The organism is Listeria farberi (assembly GCF_014229245.1).
GTDB classification, from domain to species: domain Bacteria; phylum Bacillota; class Bacilli; order Lactobacillales; family Listeriaceae; genus Listeria; species Listeria farberi.
Genome location: NZ_JAARZJ010000003.1, coordinates 1 through 20,034 on the forward strand (window position 1 = coordinate 1; position 20,034 = coordinate 20,034).

The 20,034-nt window shown below is 36.8% G+C and carries 15 protein-coding genes; 14 read left to right on the forward strand and 1 reads right to left on the reverse strand.

Translation table 11 applies throughout. The annotated features are described in order from the left end of the window. Positions 1 to 423: 423 nt before the first annotated feature. The 7 genes from HCB45_RS03175 (at position 424) to HCB45_RS03205 (ending at position 7,311) form a co-directional block, all read left to right on the forward strand. Positions 424 to 918: a matrixin family metalloprotease gene (locus tag HCB45_RS03175; protein WP_185318953.1), complete on the forward strand. Its 495-nt coding sequence runs from the start codon at positions 424 to 426 to the stop codon at positions 916 to 918. A 15-nt stretch (positions 919 to 933) separates the two neighbouring features. After that, entirely contained in the window at positions 934 to 1,554 is a 621-nt protein-coding gene (locus HCB45_RS03180; RefSeq protein WP_185318952.1) for a cell surface protein, read from the forward strand. A gap of 404 nt (positions 1,555 to 1,958) precedes the next feature. Continuing rightward, a complete protein-coding gene (locus HCB45_RS03185; RefSeq protein ID WP_185618762.1) occupies positions 1,959 to 3,728 on the forward strand; it encodes an ABC transporter ATP-binding protein in 1,770 nt (589 codons plus the stop codon). Next, positions 3,712 to 5,517, forward strand: a complete 1,806-nt coding sequence (locus HCB45_RS03190; protein WP_185318950.1) for an ABC transporter ATP-binding protein — start codon at positions 3,712 to 3,714, stop codon at positions 5,515 to 5,517. The genes HCB45_RS03185 and HCB45_RS03190 overlap by 17 nt, the downstream gene beginning before the upstream one ends. A gap of 80 nt (positions 5,518 to 5,597) precedes the next feature. Next, positions 5,598 to 6,086, forward strand: a complete 489-nt coding sequence (locus tag HCB45_RS03195; RefSeq protein WP_003736784.1) for a CcdC family protein — start codon at positions 5,598 to 5,600, stop codon at positions 6,084 to 6,086. A 173-nt stretch (positions 6,087 to 6,259) separates the two neighbouring features. Continuing rightward, the gene (locus HCB45_RS03200; protein WP_185318949.1) at positions 6,260 to 6,775 is read left to right on the forward strand and encodes a hypothetical protein; all 516 of its coding nucleotides are present in this window, start codon (positions 6,260 to 6,262) and stop codon (positions 6,773 to 6,775) included. A 173-nt stretch (positions 6,776 to 6,948) separates the two neighbouring features. Next, on the forward strand, positions 6,949 to 7,311 hold the full coding sequence (locus HCB45_RS03205; RefSeq protein ID WP_185618765.1) for a DUF4259 domain-containing protein: 363 nt from the start codon (positions 6,949 to 6,951) through the stop codon (positions 7,309 to 7,311). A 54-nt stretch (positions 7,312 to 7,365) separates the two neighbouring features. Here HCB45_RS03205 and HCB45_RS03210 read toward each other — a convergent pair whose 3' ends face one another. Continuing rightward, entirely contained in the window at positions 7,366 to 7,974 is a 609-nt protein-coding gene (locus HCB45_RS03210; protein WP_003727338.1) for a lysophospholipid acyltransferase family protein, read from the reverse strand. Positions 7,975 to 8,089: 115 nt separating this feature from the next. On the opposite strand from HCB45_RS03210, the gene HCB45_RS03215 reads away from it, so the two are divergent. The 7 genes from HCB45_RS03215 to HCB45_RS03245 all read left to right on the forward strand — a co-directional run bounded on the left by HCB45_RS03215 (position 8,090) and on the right by HCB45_RS03245 (position 20,024). Beyond that, positions 8,090 to 9,214 carry an exonuclease SbcCD subunit D gene (locus tag HCB45_RS03215; RefSeq protein ID WP_185318948.1) on the forward strand — a complete coding sequence of 375 codons (1,125 nt, stop codon included), beginning with the start codon at positions 8,090 to 8,092 and terminating at the stop codon, positions 9,212 to 9,214. Then, the gene (locus HCB45_RS03220; RefSeq protein ID WP_185618768.1) at positions 9,211 to 12,282 is read left to right on the forward strand and encodes an AAA family ATPase; all 3,072 of its coding nucleotides are present in this window, start codon (positions 9,211 to 9,213) and stop codon (positions 12,280 to 12,282) included. Before HCB45_RS03215 ends, HCB45_RS03220 begins: the two co-directional genes overlap by 4 nt. A gap of 83 nt (positions 12,283 to 12,365) precedes the next feature. Then, positions 12,366 to 15,584, forward strand: coding sequence for a DEAD/DEAH box helicase (locus HCB45_RS03225; RefSeq protein ID WP_185318946.1), 3,219 nt, complete (start codon positions 12,366 to 12,368; stop codon positions 15,582 to 15,584). Further along, the gene (locus HCB45_RS03230; protein ID WP_185618771.1) at positions 15,584 to 16,006 is read left to right on the forward strand and encodes a general stress protein; all 423 of its coding nucleotides are present in this window, start codon (positions 15,584 to 15,586) and stop codon (positions 16,004 to 16,006) included. The genes HCB45_RS03225 and HCB45_RS03230 overlap by 1 nt, the downstream gene beginning before the upstream one ends. A gap of 24 nt (positions 16,007 to 16,030) precedes the next feature. Next, the gene (locus tag HCB45_RS03235; RefSeq protein ID WP_185618774.1) at positions 16,031 to 16,834 is read left to right on the forward strand and encodes an STAS domain-containing protein; all 804 of its coding nucleotides are present in this window, start codon (positions 16,031 to 16,033) and stop codon (positions 16,832 to 16,834) included. Positions 16,835 to 16,987: 153 nt separating this feature from the next. Then, positions 16,988 to 19,690: an aconitate hydratase AcnA gene (gene acnA, locus HCB45_RS03240; RefSeq protein WP_185618777.1), complete on the forward strand. Its 2,703-nt coding sequence runs from the start codon at positions 16,988 to 16,990 to the stop codon at positions 19,688 to 19,690. A 100-nt stretch (positions 19,691 to 19,790) separates the two neighbouring features. Continuing rightward, the gene (locus tag HCB45_RS03245; protein ID WP_185318942.1) at positions 19,791 to 20,024 is read left to right on the forward strand and encodes a hypothetical protein; all 234 of its coding nucleotides are present in this window, start codon (positions 19,791 to 19,793) and stop codon (positions 20,022 to 20,024) included. Positions 20,025 to 20,034: the final 10 nt, after the last annotated feature.

The window sequence follows — 20,034 nt, forward strand, 5'->3', positions numbered from 1 at the left end:
ATCCGTTAACTGTACTAAATATTAATGATTCAAACTTCATTTATGTACATTTAGTGAAGTGTGGATATCAAAGTGAATAAAACGGGGAAAATCACGCCGAAACGAGTGGGTAATCTCTTTTTTCTCAAATTTTATTTCAAAATGAGTAATAATCATTCTAAATAAGAATGGTTTTTCGTCATTCATGACAAGAAATAGACATTTCATTACATTTTTGGTTATACATTCTATTTTCATGTTACACTTTTTTTGTTCGAAAAAGTTGATAAAAGCCATGATTTACTACGGGAAAATGATGGGTGATAGTGTCAGCTAAAAGTGAGGTGAATACAAAAAAGGGGTAGCTTTTCTAAGAGAATTATTTACTTTATCACAATATGTTTACGGTTTCACTTTATTATTTACAAAGAGGGGGAAGACAGAATGAAGAAGATTGTATCATTTGTAATCGCATTTGTATGTTTGTGGAGCGTTTTACTTCCAGGACAAGAAGCGAGTGCAACAGCAAAAATCAATAGCTGGGATTTGGTAGATTCTAGTAAACACCTAGATTATTCAGGGAATTCAAAGTATATGTCATTTATCCGATCTGGGGCTAATACTTGGAATGCTTATAAAAAAGGAGTTATTAGACCAGCTTCAGGAGCAAACAAATCAGACGTATATTGTAGTGATATTTCAGCAAATAATAATATCAACGCGACAACTTACAGTAACGGAAAAATCACTTTTAACAAGAAAAATATGGATAAAAAAAATAATGCTGGGAAACAAAATGTTGCTACACATGAGCTAGGACATGGTTTGCGATTAGGTCATAATGCATCTAGTGACGTAATGTACCAATATAGCACTTCTAAAACAACTTTATCTACGAATGATAAACAATCATATGATGCAGCATATAAAAAATATTAAAAAGGGGTACTTAAATTGAAAAAAACAACTATTGGCATTATCGCTTCAATAATTAGTATTTTAGGTATCGGCAGTATTTTAACAGTAAACACCCATGCCGAGAAGACTAAACCAGAGAAAAAAGAAGTACCAACATATGCTATTCATTCCGATTATACACTCGATGTAGACAATCCAAATGAAGTTGTTGGCGATGCGGATCATGTATTTGTAGGAAAAGTAACGAAAGAAACAGGAACAGATTACAAAAATAAAACACCAATGGAACAAGAAGATGGTTCAATCGAATATATTGGCGAAGCATATACAAATTATAAAGTAGAAGTCATTTCGAATTTAAAGAATGAATTAGCAATGGATAAAGAAATTGCACTTCAAAAACAAGGTGGAATTCGGGAAGATGGGTCGGCTTATGACGTTTTTGAAGATGATCAACTTCCAGAAGTAGGCAAAATCTACCTATTCAATGCTTACATACAAGATGATGGCTCTTTACTTGTAGCAGGAGGAAATTCTACTATTTCTTTCGATGAAAAAACAAAAAATATTGATACAGAAAAAGAAGTGAGCAAAACAGAGGAGTTTGAATTATATGAAGAGGCTGTTGAAAATCAAGTCACTTCAGAAGAAAATTAAATATTCTAATGATAAAGCATAACAATTCTTGGATATATTGTTATGCTTTTTTATATAACCAATTGATCCCGAGAGCAAGTATAATAAAAATAATTTTTAAACAATTTGCAATTATTTGTTGCGCTTTCAAAAAAAATCGGTTAAACTAATAACGTTGCATAATAAAACAAAGGAGGAATGGACGATGAATAATTATATGAAGGCTTCAAACAAGGCATTATTGCGCTTAAAAATAGAATTTATTTCACCGGACCATTTCAAAAACAAGGGAGCTCTCCTTTAATTTGGTTTTATTTTATACAAAGTGGTGACAAATAAATATATTTTTTCGGGTAATAATGGGCAGAAATAGGTCCATTATTTTTATTTGTCCAATTTTAAGGAGAAAAGGGAGGGATTGTTGTTTGAAAATTTATAAAGCATTAGGTTGGTTTTTTAAAGAAAATTGGAAACCTTATGCATTTGGGGTAACCATTTTGTTTACGATTGCGCTTTTACAGTTAGTTCCGCCACAAATTATTGGCTATACGGTTGATGCTGTAACGAATGACTCACTGACAAAAGACAAATTGATTAAATGGATGGTTATTCTAGTTGTAGCAGCAATTCTTGCATACGCTGGTCGCTATGTGTGGCGAATGTTAATTTTTGGTTCTGATAATAAATTACAACGAACTTTACGCTTGCGATTATTTGAACATTTTACAAAGATGTCGCCATTTTTCTTTCAACGTTATCGTACTGGGGATTTAATGGCCCATGCGACGAATGATATTACAGCCATTCAACAAGTAGCAGGAATTGGTGTTTTGACCCTATCAGATTCTGTTCTAACAGGCGGAACGGTTATTGCAACAATGGCGATTACAATTGATTGGCGCTTAACTTTGATTGCATTACTTCCAATGCCGTTTATGGTGCTCGGAAGTTCGATTCTAGGTAAAAAGTTACATGATCGCTTTCACGGGGCGCAAGCAGCTTTTTCGATGCTAAATGATAAAACGCAAGAAAGTATTTCTGGAATTAAAGTAACTCGGACATTTGGGCAAGAGAAAGAGGATATTCAAGATTTTGCGAAACAAACGAAAGAAGTTGTTCAAAAAAATATTTCTGTCGCTAAAGTGGATGCAATGTTCGATCCGATGATTTCTATTATTGTGGGGATTTCATTTGTTCTTTCATTAGGGTTTGGAGCGAAATTCGTTGTAGACGGAGAATTAACTATTGGGCAAGTAATTGCTTTTTCAAATTATTTATTCTTATTAATTTGGCCGATGTTAGCATTTGGGTTCTTATACAATATTATCCAGCGCGGGAATGCTTCTTATGATCGAGTGCAACATTTGCTCGCCGAAAAAGAAGATGTTGTTGACCATGAAGGTGCAGTAGATACGGTTCCAGTTGGGAACTTACAAGTAGCAATAGATAAATTTATTTATCCAGATGAAAGTGTTCCAGTTTTATCAGATATTCATTTTAATTTAAAAGCCGGGGAAACACTGGGGATAGTTGGTCGAACTGGTTCTGGGAAAACCTCCTTATTAAAACTGTTAATGCGGGAATATGATACGTATGAAGGTAAGATTGCTTTCGCTAACATGAAAATTCAAGACTACACAGTTCGAGCTTTACGAGAAGCAATTGGTTATGTGCCGCAAGATCAGTTTTTATTCTCAACAACGGTGCGAGATAATATTCGTTTTGGAAAACCAGAAGCATCACAAGAAGAAGTGAGTAATATTGCAAAACTTGTGTCTGTAGATGAAGACATTCTTGGTTTTGAAAATGGTTATGATACGATTGTCGGCGAGCGTGGAGTCTCACTTTCTGGTGGACAGAAGCAGCGTCTTGCCATCGCACGTGCGCTAATTATGAACCCTGAATTGCTTATATTAGATGATGCACTTTCGGCGGTAGATGCGAAAACAGAAGAACAAATTTTAGCTAATTTAAAAGAGAATCGTTCAGATAAAACGACGATTATCAGCGCACACAGATTAAGCTCTGTTGAACATGCGAATTTAATTATTGTCATTGATAAAGGCAGAATTGTGGAACGTGGAACCCATATGGAGCTAATGGATTTAGATGGCTGGTATAGAGAAATGTTTCAGGAGCAACAGCTGGAAGAAGCATTAGAAGAAGGGGGTGCAGCAGATGGAAGCGATGAATGAGCAAGATGAAATGTTAGTGATGTCCGGCAAAGAACATCGTGAGGTTTTAAAACGAATGCTTAGTTATACCAAATACCATATTCCAAGTTTGATTTGGACAGGTGTGCTTGTTCTTCTTGTGACACTTGCGGATGTGTTTGCGCCAATCTTGATTAAAATATTTTTGGATGATTATTTGACACCGATGAATTTGGAAATGCAAGCTTTGTTAATTCTTGGTGCGGGCTATTTGGGACTTACGATTGGGAAATCGGTTGTTTGGTATTTCCAACTGTTGTTCTTTCAAAAAATCGCGCTTGAAATTGTTCAACAAATGCGGATTGATATTTTTACAAAACTTCATTCACTAGGAATGCGTTACTTTGACAAAACGCCTGCAGGAAGTATTGTTTCGCGCGTGACAAATGATACCGAAGCTGTGAAAGATATGTTTATTAATGTGCTTTCAACAGCAATTCAAAGTTTGTTTATGCTTGTCGGGATTTATGCTGCAATGTTTGCGCTCAATGTTCAATTAGCGCTATATAGTTTACTGTTATTCCCACTTATTGTCTTTATTATTTTTGTTTACCGAAAATATAGTTCCCAATTTTACCGGGCGAGACGAGAAAAATTAAGCCAATTAAATGCGAAAATCGCTGAGTCGATTTCGGGGATGTCAATTGTTCAACAATTTAATCAAGAGCGTCGTTTAGTAAAAGAATTTGAGAAAATTAACAAAGATTACTATGACGTTGGGATGAAAAATATCAAATTTAATGCACTATTACTTGGACCAGCGATTGATTTAATTTATGCGTTAGCGGTTGTGATTATTCTTAGTTTCTTTGGGGCTGAATCATTAATTGGACCAGTAGCAATTGGGACGATTTATGCGTTTATTAGTTACTTTGACCGTTTTTTAGAGGCGATTTATAACGTAATGGAACGGCTGGCAATGTACCAAGAAGCAATTACAGCGGCTTCACGAGTATTTCGTATTATGGATGAAACAGAAGAAGTCCCAGCTCAATTAAATGATCCAGAAGCGAAAATCACGCGCGCCAAAATTGAATTTAAAGATGTTTCGTTTGCTTATGAAGGTGGACGAGATGTGCTTAAAAACATTAGCTTTACGGCAGAACCTGGGCAAACAGTGGCACTTGTTGGTCATACAGGGAGCGGGAAAAGTTCTATTATTAATTTAATGATGCGTTTTTATGAATTTGAACGTGGAGATATTTTAATTGATGGTAAGTCAATTAAGTCTCATGAAATTACTGAATTACGGAAGAAAACCGGGCTTGTCCTGCAAGATAGTTTTATGTTTTATGGCGATATTAATACAAATATTCGCTTGTATGATAAAAACATTACAGATGAACAAATTATAGATGCTGCGAAATTTGTTCAAGCGGACAGCTTTATTCAAACATTATCCGATGAGTACAAGCATAAAGTAATTGAGCGAGGTGCTTCATTTTCAAGTGGACAAAGACAATTGATTTCATTTGCAAGAACGGTCGTGACAAACCCACAAATTCTCGTTTTAGACGAAGCAACAGCGAATATTGATACCGAGACAGAAAGCTTAATTCAAACGGGATTAAAACGAATGAGAGAAGGACGTACAACAATTGCGATTGCGCATCGACTTTCGACAATTAAGGATGCCGATTTAATTTTAGTTTTATCCAAAGGAAGAATTATTGAACGTGGTACCCATGATACGTTAATTGCAGAACAAGGTGTATATCACTCGATGTATCAATTACAAAATAGCGGAATGGATTTAGACGAAGCGCTTTAAGCAGAGAAGTTTATTTCAGACGGTAAAAGGAATATAATGAGGAGCGAAGTGTTACAGCAGATTAGTAGGGGGAATTAAAAGTGTCATTAATCATTTCAATTATCATTACACTTGTTTTTGGGGCTGGAATTATCATGATAAGAATGAAAGCATCAAAGCGTCCAGCAAGTGTGAAAGGGATTATCATACCACCAATTATGATGTCAACAGGCGCTCTCATGTTTGTAATTCCTTTTTTCCGTGTTTCGTGGGTAGATATTTTAGAAGCTATAGCAATGGGGCTGGTGTTTTCTGTTATTTTAATTTGGACAACGAAATTTGAAGTTCGTCATAAATACGTATTTATTAAACGTACAAAAGCTTTTCCGGTTATTTTGATGGGACTGTTACTCATTCGGATCTTCATTAAGTACTGGATTAGTGGTAGTTTAGAAGTGGGCGAGTTGTCTGGTATGTTCTGGATAATGGCGTTTGCGATGATTGTGCCTTGGCGAATTGTGATGTATTTTCAATATAAAAATACCGAAAAAGAGCTTAATAAAGTAGAAGTTAGCGGAGAGTACGAATAATAGTGAAAGCATTTTCTAAAACAGCTTGAAAAATGCCGTTCGAATAGCTTATAATGAATAATGTTACATCGTGAGTAATGTTACTTGCCGGATGGGTGAAGCATATCCGAGACTGACGCGGCCAGTTACAAAAGGGCTTCCGAGTTTGGCTTGAAAAAAAGGAGGACATCATCTTGAAGAAATGGTTATTAGTAGTTTTAACTTTAGCACTAGGATTGTCGCTTGCGGCTTGTTCTGGTTCTAACAGTTCTGACAAAAAAGAAGACACAAAAAAAGAAACAACAAGTGATAAAGACAAAGTATTAAATTATTACATGGACTTAGTAGACGTTGTTAATGAAAACAATGGCGATTACAACGCTTATGTAGGAGCAGTTGGCGCAGATCCTAAACCATCTGAAGCAGAACTTGCATCTCTTGCAAAACCAGCTAGTGAATCAGCACTAAAAGTATCTGAAGCACTTGCGAGTGAAAAAACACCAGACCTTGGTAAATCCACAGATGATTTTAAAGCAGCTGTGAAACAATTAAGTGACGCTTACAAATTAGAAGCAGACGCACTTAAAGCTAGTGGTCGCGATACAACAAAAGCAGACGAAGCGATGGCAAAAGCGGACGAAGCAATTGCTGGCGTATTAAAAGATGCTGGACTTAATCCTTCAAGCATTACAACAGATACAGCTTCCTGATAATAAAGAAACCGAAATAAAAGACTATCAATTGAAAAGATAAAAGCGAAACATAATGTGTACGATATAACATTTGCTTGCTATTTTTCAGTTAAAAGCCCTTTTATTTCGGTTTTTTTGTTTAAGAAATGTCGCTTAATAGGAAAAATAAAGTAATATAGAGGTGAATTGCAATGGGCGCTTGGGGTTTTAATCCTTGGGATAGTGATGAAGCGGCAGATTGGTTTGGGGAGTTTATGAAACATGTGGATATCGATTTTATCATCCAGACTGTAGAAGAAGTTGAAAATAATGAATATGATTATGAACGCATTAGAGCGGTCTCATACATAGTAGAAATGCTTGGAAAATCATATATTTGGCCAGTTGACTATTATGAAGATCTAGATAAAATGGTGGAGAAACTAATTAATTTGTTAACGTTAATGATTGAACCAGATTCTGATTTTTTAGATATGTGGGGAAATGATCCTGAAATTATAATAGCTGTACAAAAACAAATAGATGTACTAAAAAAAAGACAGCAAGGAAAATAAATGTTACTTTCCTTGCTGTCTGAGACGGTTTCTAAAAAGAAGCTGTCTTTTTTATTATTTGTTTTTTGTTTGGTTAATTTCATTTTGAAGTTGTTCAAAAGTCGCCATTAATTCTTGAGACTTAACTTCTAGTAGCTCTTTTTGGTCAAGTTCGGTATCATTGAATAATACCGGATCGCCAAAACGAATAATGATTTTTTTGCGTTTCAAAATCTCTCCAAATGTTTTTGGTCCATCGTAAACGGCAGGTAGCATGGGAACTTTTGCTTTATGGGCAATCGTTACGGCACCACGTTTTAAATGAAGATTCGTTGTTTTTCTAGTACCACTCGGGAAAATACCAACTACTTTGCCAGATTTTAGCATTCGGATGGGCGCTTTAATGGCACTCGGTCCAGGGTTATCACGATTGACTGGAAAGGCATTAAGGTGCGTCATTAGCCAGTTAAGAAATTTACCTTTGAATAGCTCTTGTTTTGCCATATAATGTACTGGTGTTGGCGATAGGGCAAAACCCAGATATAAGATTTCAATCCAAGACGTGTGAGTGGAAACTACAACATAAGGCGCTTCGATAATTTTGTCTTTGTTTTGTACTTGAAATCGTCCACCAATAATAATTAAAATAAAATGAACGAGGTTTTTTGCGAAATGATAAAACAACTTCTTCACTCCCAATATTGCTAGTTATTTTTTTAAACTATATCTAGTATACTTAAAATTGACGAGTTTTGCATTAAAAATAAATAATCTCTGAGAAAAAGAAATGAGGTAACCGATGAAATTTTTACATACAGCTGATTTGCATTTAGGAAAAATTGTATCAGGCGTATCGATGCTTGCAGAACAAGAGTATATTTTGGCCCAAATAACAAAGATTGCAGAAGAAGAACAGGTCGACGCACTTATTTTAGCGGGAGACTTATATGATCGTGCTGTGCCACCTGCTGATGCGGTGAAAGTATTAAATGATATTTTAGTCAAGTGGAATGTAGAGCTTGGTATTCCGATATTTGCGATTAGTGGAAATCATGATAGCGCCGAACGGCTAGCATTTGGTAGCCAGTGGTATGAAAGCAGTAAATTATATATGAAAGGTAAATGCACTTCGGAGTTTGAAGGCATTCCTTTTATGGATGCGGAAGTGTGGCTTGTACCATATCACGAACCAGCAATTATTCGAGAAGCTTTGGCAGATAATTCGATTCGGAGTTTTGAAGATGCTATGCAAGCTGTGACGAAACAAATTCGGTCCAAATGGGATAAAAGTAAGGCGCAGATTTTGGTTGGACATGCCTTCGTTTCTGGTGGGATTCCAAGTGATTCTGAACGACAATTAGCAATCGGGAATGTAGACCGTGTTTCTACGGATTGTTTTGATGGTTTTACGTATACCGCCCTTGGGCATTTGCACCATCCGCATGCAATTCGCCACCCGTCTATCTTTTACAGTGGATCTCCGTTAAAGTATTCATTTTCAGAAGCAAATGATCATAAGAGTGTGCGAATTGTGGAGTTGGAGGGAAAAGAACTGCTTAGCGTGACTGAGCGCTTTCTAACGCCAAAACATGATATGCGCATTATTTCTGGAACACTAGCGGAACTGACGGAAAACTTAGTAGAAAAGCCAAACGACTTTTTTCAAGTGAATTTAATGGATGAAGGGGCTTTGATTGATCCAATGGGAAAATTGCGCCAATTTTATCCGAACATTTTACATTTAGAACGAAAAAAACAAACTTTAAAAGAAACACAAGATAGCTTTGAAGAGATAATGAAAAAAGATGATTTAGAGCTATTTGGCCAGTTTTTTGAATATGTCAATGGAACGGAATTAACGGAAACACAAAAACAAAAGTTGGCGGATGTTTTTGAACAAGCGAGAAAGGAGGAAGTGGAATGAGACCGATTAAATTAACGATGCAAGCTTTCGGAGCCTATGCAAAAAAAGAAGTTATCGATTTTGAAAAATTGGGAACGGAGCAGATTTTTGTGATTTCTGGTAAAACTGGGGCTGGGAAATCGACTATTTTTGATGCAATTAGTTTTGCGATTTTTGGGAAAGCGAACACATTTGACCGTGAGAGTTTTTCGATGCGAAGTCATTTTGCAACGGATAAAGAAATAACGGAAGTAACGCTTGTGTTTAGATTGAAAGACAAAATTTATCAGATTAGTCGCATTCCGCAACAAGAAATTGCTAAACAACGTGGAAATGGAACGACAACTTCCCCACAAAAAGCAGAATTATATGAGCTAGTTGGTAATGAAATGAAGTTACTCGCGAGTTCCGTTCGCGATGTCAATACAAAAATGGAAGAATTAATTCAACTTAATGTGGACCAATTTAGACAAATTTTGATGATTCCTCAAGGCGAATTTAGAGAGCTCCTCGTATCGGATAGTAAAGAAAAGGAAGTCATATTGCAAAGGTTAGCACATACCGTTTACTATGAAAAAGTGGAAAATTTGCTATGGGAAAAGCAAAAACAAGCAGAAGTTTTGGTCATAGAAGCGCGCAAAAAAGTGGCAGAACTTGCTGAACTTAGTTTGCCAGGAGTGGAAGTTTTGGGAAAGACAACGAGTGAAATTAGCGCTCTACAAACCGAGGCAATTCAAAAAGAACAAGTGATTTTAACAGAATTAGAAAGTGAATTAAGTGTTGTTCGCAAAAAAACAAGTGAAGCTGTCGAAAAAGTGACACTAGCTAAAGAACAACTGCTTGATTGGCAAAATTTAGATTTATATATAGAAGAAGTAGCTAAATTAGATGCTGAAAAAGACTTTTATCAAGTGATAGCAGACCGAATTGAAGCAGCTAAAAGAGCCAGTAATTTGCGTTCTCAGGATGCACTTTGTATCCGTTTAAAAGAACAATTAGAAACAGCGGTAAATACTGAAAAACAAGTAGCACATGAAGTAGAGTTAATAACAAATCAATTTTCAAATGCCAAAAAACAAAAAGAAGCACTCGCTGAACAAGAAGCAGCACTAGAAGCTAATAAACGCACACTTTTTCAATTAGAAGAAATGGAACCAAAAATCATTGAATTAGAAACAGTAACGATTCAACAAAGAGTGGCTGAAATTAATTGGAAAGAAGCAGCAGATTGTTTGGAAAAAGTGATGAAAACAGAGCAGGAAAACGTAGCAGAACTACAGTTAATGGAAACTCGTTTAGGAGAAATTAACCAAGCAGAACTAGCGATTTTAGAGGCTGTTAATAAACGAACAACTGCCGAAGCTCTCATTGAAAAAAATCAAGAACTTGTTAATAAACGAATGAAAATGGATCTATGGAATAAACAAAAACAAACAGAAGAACAAACACTAGCACAACTTTTAACAGAAAAATTAGCTATAGAAACAACTATTAAACAAGAAGAATCAAATTTACAACAAGAACAAGCTGCAACACTCGCAGCTCATTTGCACGAGGGGGACGCTTGTCCTGTCTGTGGTTCTGTGTCACATCCACTATTAGCAGAATACGGGGAGTCGGCCAGCCTCACAACTCTAGAAGAGGCAAAAGCCAAACTACGCGAAAAACAATTAGCGATTAATGAGGCTGAAAAATCAGTCAGTCAACTTGAATGGCAATTAGCTGAATGGGCAGATATAGCAGATGTGAATCTAGTTGCAGTAGAAAATTTATTAGTAGAAAATCGCCAATTAGCTAAAAACCTATCGGATCAAATAAATCAATTGCAAACTAATGTGGCGCAAAAAGAAAATATTCAAGGCGCACTTGAAACATTAAAAAACAAACAAAAAGAGCTAGAAACAGAAAAAAATAATACGGCTCTTCAAGTAGAAAGTTTTCACCAAGAAGTTCAACTTGCATCAGGAAAATTAAGCTATCTGGAACAAGCAATTCCAGCTGATTTACGAGATAAAACTATTTTTGATAAGCAAAAGAATGAATTAAGTAGCAGCATTAAAACACATCTGGAACAAGTCGAACAAGTGGATAAGGTGTTTAGAGAAGCTGAAAAAGAAACAACTAAGCTAGAATCAACATTGCAATCTGCCAAGAAAACAGCACTGGACGCTAAAGAAGCATTACAAGTCCAACGCGAAGTTTTTAAAGAGGCAATGAAACAAAATGATTTTCCTACTTATGAGGCTTATAAACAAGCTTTAATGTCAGTAGAAGAACTAAAAAGTAAAGAAGAACAACTAGCTGATTTTGAGCGGAAACGCCATTTAGCTATATCACGCCAAGCTGATTTGACAGAAAAACTGAAAAACAAACAAAAACCAAATATCGAACAACTAGAATCACTTATGAACGAAAAACAATTTGAACTTGCTCAGTCAGAAGAAAACACAATTAAGCAACGTGACTTTGTTTTGAAACGAAAAGAACTTGCCGAAAACTATCAAAACAGTATTCAAGCAGTAGAAAAAGCAGAAGAAAATTATGCTGACATTGGTTTATTAGCAGACTCAGCTCGTGGTAAAAATGCTAGACGGCTAACCTTTGAACGATATATTTTAGCGATGTTTTTAGACACGATTATCCACCGCGCCAACCACCGTTTATCCAAAATGACAAGCGGTCGTTTTGAACTCCAGCGAAAAATCGAAAAAGCAAAAGGAAATGTCCAAAGTGGCTTAGAACTTGAAGTTTTTGATGAATATACGGGATTAACACGCCACGTAAAAACACTTTCGGGAGGAGAAAGCTTTAAAACCTCTTTAGCTCTTGCTTTATCACTGGCAGAAGTTGTTCAAGAAATGGCTGGCGGGATTTCGCTTGAGACCATGTTTATTGATGAAGGGTTCGGCACACTTGATCCTGAATCACTTGAAGCTGCAGTGGAATGTTTATTAGAAACACAAGAAAATGGCCGCTTAGTTGGGATTATCTCTCATGTGCCGGAACTAAAAGAACGGATTTCAGCAAGACTCGAAGTAACAGCGACAAATCACGGAAGTACCACTAAATTTATTACTGCAAGTAGCTAAAAGACCGCATGCGTTGCCGTCCCTCGTCTTTTCCTATATAATAGTAGTTTAGAGTAATGGACGTTTTTGGGAGGAAGAAAGTAATGGAGCACTTTACAGCAATTCAAAATAAAATGATTCCATATAGTGTGAAGCAGGCTGGAAAGAAACTGATGGAAGACGGAGAAATCATTCAGTTTCGTGAAAAGGATTCAGCAGACCATTTTTTAACGTATTTTATTGATCAAAATGTCGTAGAAGATGCAGGCAGTGAAAATTATGCGTGTAGCTGTGCTGATTTTCAATTGAATGCTATTTGTAAACACATCTATGCAACACATTTAAAAATGGAAAAAGAAAAACAAAAGATAGCCAAGCAAGATTTTAAAAATCGAATTCTCACACAGGAATCAAATACACTTCTTTCCCTTTTTCAACAAAATATGGCCCAACAACTTGAAGTGGAAGAGGACAATACGAACAAAATGCCACTTCAAACCCAATATATCCTCCGTTTAAAGCCGGATGAGTCTAGTTATATAATGACTATTGAAGTCAAAGTAGGAACAGAACGAACTTATGTTGTAAAAAATATGAATACCTTTTTAGCCGCAATTCGTGACCGACAGTGGCTTGTTTTTACCAAGAATTTTGCTTATGATCCGAATGAGCATTTCTTTTTGGAGGAAGACAAACAAATTTTGGATAAATTACTGCAAATCAGCGAAATTGCAAAAATATACGATACAGATACTTTCTACTGGTCCAAGTCTTACGCAGAAGAGAAAAATTTAACGATACCACCTAGCATGGCGAGTGGGTTATTGGAGCTTCTCACTAAACGCGATACGACTTGTATTATTATGAAAGAACGCGTCGAAGATATTAAATACCGCGGTATCAATGTGCGCCACGACAACCTTGATTTCATTTTTGAACTCAAAAAAAGCGCAGATGACAAATACCAACTAGAAATGGAAGACTTACAACAAGCAATCTTTTTTGAAGCTTACCAACTTCTTTTCTTTGATGGCACTTTTTTCATCCCTGCAAAAGAAGTGTGGGAATCGTTAAAACCGTTAATGGAATTTCATAAAGTAACGAAAAATGAAGTGGTGCAATTTTCAGAGTCCCAGTTGAGTGAAGTTATTTCATACGTTTTGCCTGCTTTACAGAAAAGTGGCAAATTAAAACTGGATGATTCGATTGAAGACCGGATTACGCAACAACCGCTTGATTGTAAATTATTTATTGCACTCGAATACGGAGAGCACACATTACGTCTTGAATATCATTATGGCAATCAACTATTCGATCCATTTGCAACTTCAGAAGAAGAAAACGAAAAGATTATGATTCGCGATGTGGAAAAAGAAGCCCGTGTAATGAATATTATTGAAAGCGCACCTGTCCATTTTTCCGGAACAAAAATGGTCGTCAATAAACAAGAGAAAGATTTATATCAGTTTTACTATCGCACCATTCCAAAACTTGCTGAGTACGCAGAGATTTATATGGAAGACGGCTTAGAAGAAATGGTAGAAGAGAATGTGCGCCCAGTAACAACGTTAGATGTCTCTTCTGATAACGATTATCTTTCTGTTTCATTCGATTTCAAAGGTATTCCGGAAGAAGAAGTGCAAAATGTCCTAGAATCCTTGCGCGAAAAACGCAGCTATCATCGTCTTAAAAATGGTCGTTTCTTATCGCTCGAGTCAGAAAACTATAAACAAATGGAAGACGTACTCCAAATGTTAGAGGTGCGTAAAAAAGATGTGCAAGCAAATATGCAAGTGCCACTTTATCGTGGAATGCAAATTTATGATATCTTAGGAGCAGGAACACAAGACGAACATCATAAATTCAGCCGTTCGTTCCGCGAATTGCTTACAGATATTACGACGCAATCCGAAGACAGTTTTGCTTTACCAAAAGGATTAAAAGCAGAGTTGCGCGATTATCAACTAACTGGGTTTGAATGGATGAAATCACTTGCGAAATATAATCTTGGCGGCATTTTAGCAGATGACATGGGGCTTGGTAAAACGGTGCAAACAATTAGTTTTCTAGCATCTGAGTTAGAAGATAACCCTAACTTAAAACCAGTCTTAATTATTACGCCAGCATCACTACTTTATAACTGGCAAAGCGAATTAGAAAAATTTGCGCCAGCTATTCCAGTGACCGTTTTACATGGAACGAAACAATCCCGGATGGCTGAAATGGAAGAAATGAAGCATGGCCATGTATATTTAATTTCGTATCCATCGTTACGCCAAGATATTGTTCATTTTGCAGATGTCGCTTTTTCCAGCGTTATTATTGACGAGTCACAAGCTATCAAGAATTATCATACGAAGGCATCTCAGGCTGTGCGCGCTTTGAAACGCAATCATGTATTCGCGCTCAGTGGAACGCCGCTTGAAAACAGTATCGATGAACTATGGGCAATTTTCCAAACATTAATGCCAGGATTTTTCCCTTCATTACGCAAGTTTAAAGAAATACCTTACGACAACATTGCTAAAATGATTCGTCCATTCTTACTACGTCGACTAAAACAAGATGTTGTCAAAGAACTACCAGATAAAATTGAAACCAACCTTTATTCTGAATTAACCGATGAGCAAAAAACAATCTACTTAGCTTACTTAGAAAAAATTCAAGCTGATTTAGAAGAAAGTAATGGTAATGCTTCCGAAGAACGAATCAAATTACTCGCGGGATTAACCCGTTTACGCCAAATTTGCTGTGATCCGAGCCTTTTTGTCGAGAATTATCAAGGTGAATCTGGTAAATTACTACAATTATTTGATACAATACAGACAGCAAGAGAAAACGGTAAACGCATTCTCCTGTTTTCCCAATTCACGGGTATGCTTGGAATTATTCGCCGAAAACTAGAAGAAGATGGACAAACACTTTTCTATATGGATGGTAAAACACCATCGAAAACAAGATTAGATATGGTCAATGCTTTTAATGAAGGGGAGAATGATATTTTCTTAATTTCCTTGAAAGCGGGAGGAACTGGACTTAATCTTGTTGGCGCGGATACTGTAATTTTATATGATTTATGGTGGAATCCCGCCGTAGAAGAACAAGCAACCGGACGTGCACACCGAATCGGTCAAAAACGCATCGTCCAAGTGTTCCGAATGATTACAAAAGGTACGATTGAAGAACGAATTTTTGACTTACAAAAGAAAAAACAAGCGCTAGTGGATGAACTAATCCAACCAGGTGAACAAATGCTAGGAAAATTAAGCACAGAAGAAATAAAACAAATTTTACAATTGGATAATGGAAGGGATGACAAATAATGAAAAAATGGGAAGTATTCGCAGTTCAAAATGTCAAGGCAGCAGAGGAAATTATCAACAAGTTAGTAAGTGAGGGCTATGAAAAAGAAGACATTTCTGTTCTAGCTAAATCAAAACACAACAAAAACCTAGAAACACTAACAGAAAAAGAAAATATCGAAATCGAACGTCCTGTAAACGAAGAAGCTTTCGGTATTATTTCTGGAATCTTACAATCCCTAAGTGGAGCTATTGTTATTCCTCAAGCCTATAACCCTAAATACGGTGCATTATACGCGGCGGGGCCCTTTGCCAAATGGTTCTCGAAAACAGACGATAAATCTGTAAAAAGATTATTAGAAGACTTTGATTTAACAGAAGAACAAGTAGATAAAATGATTGAAAATTTACATGCAGATAACATCTTAATTTTTGCGAGATAATATCGGTGAAAAAAGGAGAAGTTTATGCAAATTAAGGAATTTTTGATTAGTCGTCGTTCAGAGTTAGTGAATATGTTTTACGAAAATTATTATATTGAAACAGATGAATTTAAACTAAGACTTCGTGGCGGGGAAGAGGAAGCAGCTATTCGCTCCTTAAGCAATGCGTCGTGTGGCATGATTATTGATGTAATTACTGGTGTGAAAGAACGAGACTTTGAAAGCATCGGTAAAAGACGCTTCAATGATAAGACTGATATTAGAAAAATTCATCAACATATGAGTCAAGTCGAAAAATATATCATTACTAGCTTAGTAAAATGGAAGGAAACAGAAAATGTTTTCTATACGGATGCTGACATTATCCAATTTATGCTTGATATAAAAGATACGCTTTCATCCATTCAACAACAATTGTTAGAAGGATTTATGCAAGAAAATAGAAATCAAGTAGCAGCTCAGCGAAAAGAAATCATTCAATTATCCACGCGAATTATTCCAATAAATGATTCTATTGGCGTTTTACCAATTGTTGGTAGTTTAGATGACGATAGAGGCTATTTTATGAAAGAGAAAGCAGTAGAATCTGCGGATAAGCTGAATTTGGATACGATTGTCATTGATTTTTCCAGTGCGGTATTAAAAGATGATTTTGCAACGAAACACATGGAAGATATGATTCAATCCTTTAAATTGATTGGGTTAGTACCAATACTTTCAGGTATGCAACCAAGCTTTGCCCAGCGCACCATTCAACTTGGTTCCAATATTTCTAAACTCGAATCATTTGGCTCTTTAGAACAAGCATTAACCAATATAGGTGTATAAAGTAAAAATGAATGGCGCACGTTGCCATTCATTTTTTGTTATAAGAAAAAGTTATCAAAATATAGCGGATTCTCTTTGTTTACTTATCGCTTGTTTTTAAGTACAATAGATGAGAGAGACCAATCGTTTCAAGAATTGAAGGAGGAAACGTGGATGACTAATTGGAAAGAAAAAGCAAAAGCATCATTTCAGTTGAACGACAAAACGTATCATTATTACAAACTTAAAACCTTAGAAGAGGACAAGCTTACAAACATCGAGAAATTACCTTATTCTGTACGTGTTTTGCTTGAATCGGTATTAAGACAAGCAGATGGCAGAGTAATTAAGGACTCACATGTAGAAGATTTAGCTCATTGGTCTAAAGATGGCAATGAAGGGGAAGTGCCATTCAAACCTGCCCGTGTTATTTTACAAGATTTCACAGGTGTTCCAGCAGTCGTTGATTTAGCTTCTTTACGTAAAGCAATGGCAGACCTTGGAGGCGATCCTGAAAAAATCAATCCGGAAATTCCGGTCGATTTAGTCGTCGATCACTCGGTGCAAGTGGATAGCTACGCGAATCCAGAAGCACTTAAAATCAACATGGAACTTGAATTCAAACGCAACATGGAACGTTACCAGTTTTTAAATTGGGCGCAAAAAGCATTTGATAACTACCGCGCTGTACCACCTGCAACAGGTATTGTTCACCAAGTTAACTTAGAGTATTTAGCAAACGTCGTCATTGCAAATGAAGTAGCAGACGGCGAATTTGTAGCGTTCCCAGATTCTCTTGTTGGAACAGATAGCCACACAACAATGATTAACGGTATTGGTGTTTTAGGTTGGGGTGTTGGAGGTATTGAAGCAGAAGCTGGCATGCTCGGTCAACCATCTTACTTTCCAATCCCAGAAGTTATTGGCGTAAAATTGCTAGGTGCACTACCAAACGGGGCAACTGCAACCGATTTTGCATTAAAAGTTACCCAAGTTTTACGGGAACAAAAAGTAGTAGGTAAATTTGTGGAGTTTTACGGTCCAGGCGTTGCAACACTGCCACTTGCTGACCGTGCAACTGTTGCAAATATGGCTCCAGAATACGGCGCAACTTGTGGCTTCTTCCCAGTGGATAAAGAAGCACTTAACTACTTAAAACTAACTGGCCGTGATAAAGAACAAATCGAATTAGTAGAAGCTTATTTAGAAGCAAATGATTTATTTTTCACACCAGAAAAAGTGGAACCAAACTACACGCAAATCGTGGAAATCGATCTTTCTGCGATAGAGCCAAACTTGGCAGGACCAAAACGTCCACAAGATTTAATCCCACTTTCAAAAATGAAAGAAACATTCCGCGAATCGATTACTGCCAAAGCAGGCAACCAAGGTTTCGGTCTTGATAAATCAGCTTTAGAGAAAGAAGTCACTGTAACCTTTGGTAATGGAGATCAATCTACTATGAAGACTGGTTCCGTTGCCATTGCGGCGATTACAAGTTGTACGAACACTTCTAACCCATATGTTATGTTAAGCGCTGGTTTAGTTGCTAAAAAAGCAGTTGAAAAAGGCTTAGAAGTACCAAAATTCGTAAAAACTTCCTTAGCACCTGGTTCCAAAGTCGTAACAGGCTACTTAGAAAAAGCGGGATTACTTCCATATTTAGAAAAACTTGGGTTTGACCTTGTTGGCTATGGTTGTACGACGTGTATCGGTAATTCTGGTCCATTAAAAAAAGAAATTGAAGAAGCAATACAAGACAGCGATTTGCTTGTTTCTGCGGTATTAAGTGGTAACCGTAACTTTGAAGGGCGTATTCATGCACTTGTGAAAGCAAACTTCCTAGCTTCACCACCACTAATCGTCGCCTATGCGCTTGCTGGGACAACAAATGTCGACATGCTAACAGAACCAATCGGACGCGGTAATAATGGCGAAGAAGTCTTCTTAAATGATATTTGGCCAAGTTCCGAAGAAGTGAAGGCACTAGTAGAAGAAACCGTAACACCAGAACTTTTCCGTGAACAATATGCTCATGTATTTGATGAAAACGAAGCTTGGAATGCGATCGAAACAACGGAAGACGCTTTGTACAAATGGGATGAAAATTCTACGTATATTGCCAACCCGCCATTCTTTGATAATTTAGCAAAAGAAGCTGGCAAAGTAGAAAGCTTATCTGGTCTCCGGGTTATTGGTAAATTTGGTGATTCTGTTACAACTGACCATATTTCACCAGCCGGAGCAATCGGTAAAGATACACCTGCTGGAAAATTCCTGCAAGAACAAGGCGTGGCCATTCGCGATTTTAACTCTTATGGTTCTCGTCGTGGCCATCATGATGTGATGATGCGCGGGACATTTGCGAATATCCGTATCAAAAATCAAATCGCACCAGGTACAGAAGGTGGCTATACAACTTACTGGCCAACTGGCGAAGTGATGTCCATTTATGATGCATCTAGAAAATATATCGAAAATAATACTGGTTTAGTCATTCTTGCTGGCGACGATTACGGAATGGGATCTTCCCGTGACTGGGCTGCCAAAGGAACGAACTTGCTAGGAATTAAAACAGTTATTGCGAAAAGCTATGAACGGATTCATCGTTCTAACCTTGTCATGATGGGCGTTTTACCACTTCAGTTCCAACCAGGCGAAGACGCAGAAACACTTGGCTTAACTGGCTCAGAAAGTTTACAAGTGGAAATCGGTGAAGAGGTAGCGCCGAGAGATATTGTCAAAGTGACAGCTGTTCGCGAAGATGGCTCTAGCTTCACATTTGATGCACTTGCGCGATTTGATTCAGAAGTAGAAATTGACTATTACCGTCATGGTGGAATTCTACCAATGGTCCTTCGTGGCAAATTAAAATAATTATCAAAAAAGAAGCGAACAATTAAGTTCGCTTCTTTTTATTTTCACTTGCAAAAAGAGAACGTATGTTTTATGATTGGTAAATAGGAGGCTTGAGCGAATGAGGTATCAAAAGATAAGTTTGGTTGTAACAGGAATAATTGCAGCTGCAGTTGGTTATCTTATTTTCAAAAGCGGCTACCACCCAGATGTTCCGAACTGGCTATTATTTTTATTTTTAGCATTAAGTATCGCAGTTGCAGTTAGTCAGTGGAAAGAGAGACGAATAATTTGGAGTTGTATTGGTTTGTTTGTGGCAGTTTTAATTAGTGTATATTACATTTTAACTATATAGGAGGAATTCC

Excerpts from the sequence above, each read along its gene's own strand:
- HCB45_RS03225 (WP_185318946.1), top strand. The coding sequence starts at position 12,366 with ATGGAGCACTTTACAGCAATTCAAAATAAAATGATTCCATATAGTGTG.
- HCB45_RS03220 (WP_185618768.1), top strand. The coding sequence starts at position 9,211 with ATGAGACCGATTAAATTAACGATGCAAGCTTTCGGAGCCTATGCAAAA.
- HCB45_RS03175 (WP_185318953.1), top strand. The coding sequence starts at position 424 with ATGAAGAAGATTGTATCATTTGTAATCGCATTTGTATGTTTGTGGAGC.
- HCB45_RS03245 (WP_185318942.1), top strand. The coding sequence starts at position 19,791 with ATGAGGTATCAAAAGATAAGTTTGGTTGTAACAGGAATAATTGCAGCT.
- HCB45_RS03230 (WP_185618771.1), top strand. The coding sequence starts at position 15,584 with ATGAAAAAATGGGAAGTATTCGCAGTTCAAAATGTCAAGGCAGCAGAG.
- HCB45_RS03235 (WP_185618774.1), top strand. The coding sequence starts at position 16,031 with ATGCAAATTAAGGAATTTTTGATTAGTCGTCGTTCAGAGTTAGTGAAT.
- HCB45_RS03205 (WP_185618765.1), top strand. The coding sequence starts at position 6,949 with ATGGGCGCTTGGGGTTTTAATCCTTGGGATAGTGATGAAGCGGCAGAT.
- HCB45_RS03215 (WP_185318948.1), top strand. The coding sequence starts at position 8,090 with ATGAAATTTTTACATACAGCTGATTTGCATTTAGGAAAAATTGTATCA.
- acnA (WP_185618777.1), top strand. The coding sequence starts at position 16,988 with ATGACTAATTGGAAAGAAAAAGCAAAAGCATCATTTCAGTTGAACGAC.
- HCB45_RS03190 (WP_185318950.1), top strand. The coding sequence starts at position 3,712 with ATGGAAGCGATGAATGAGCAAGATGAAATGTTAGTGATGTCCGGCAAA.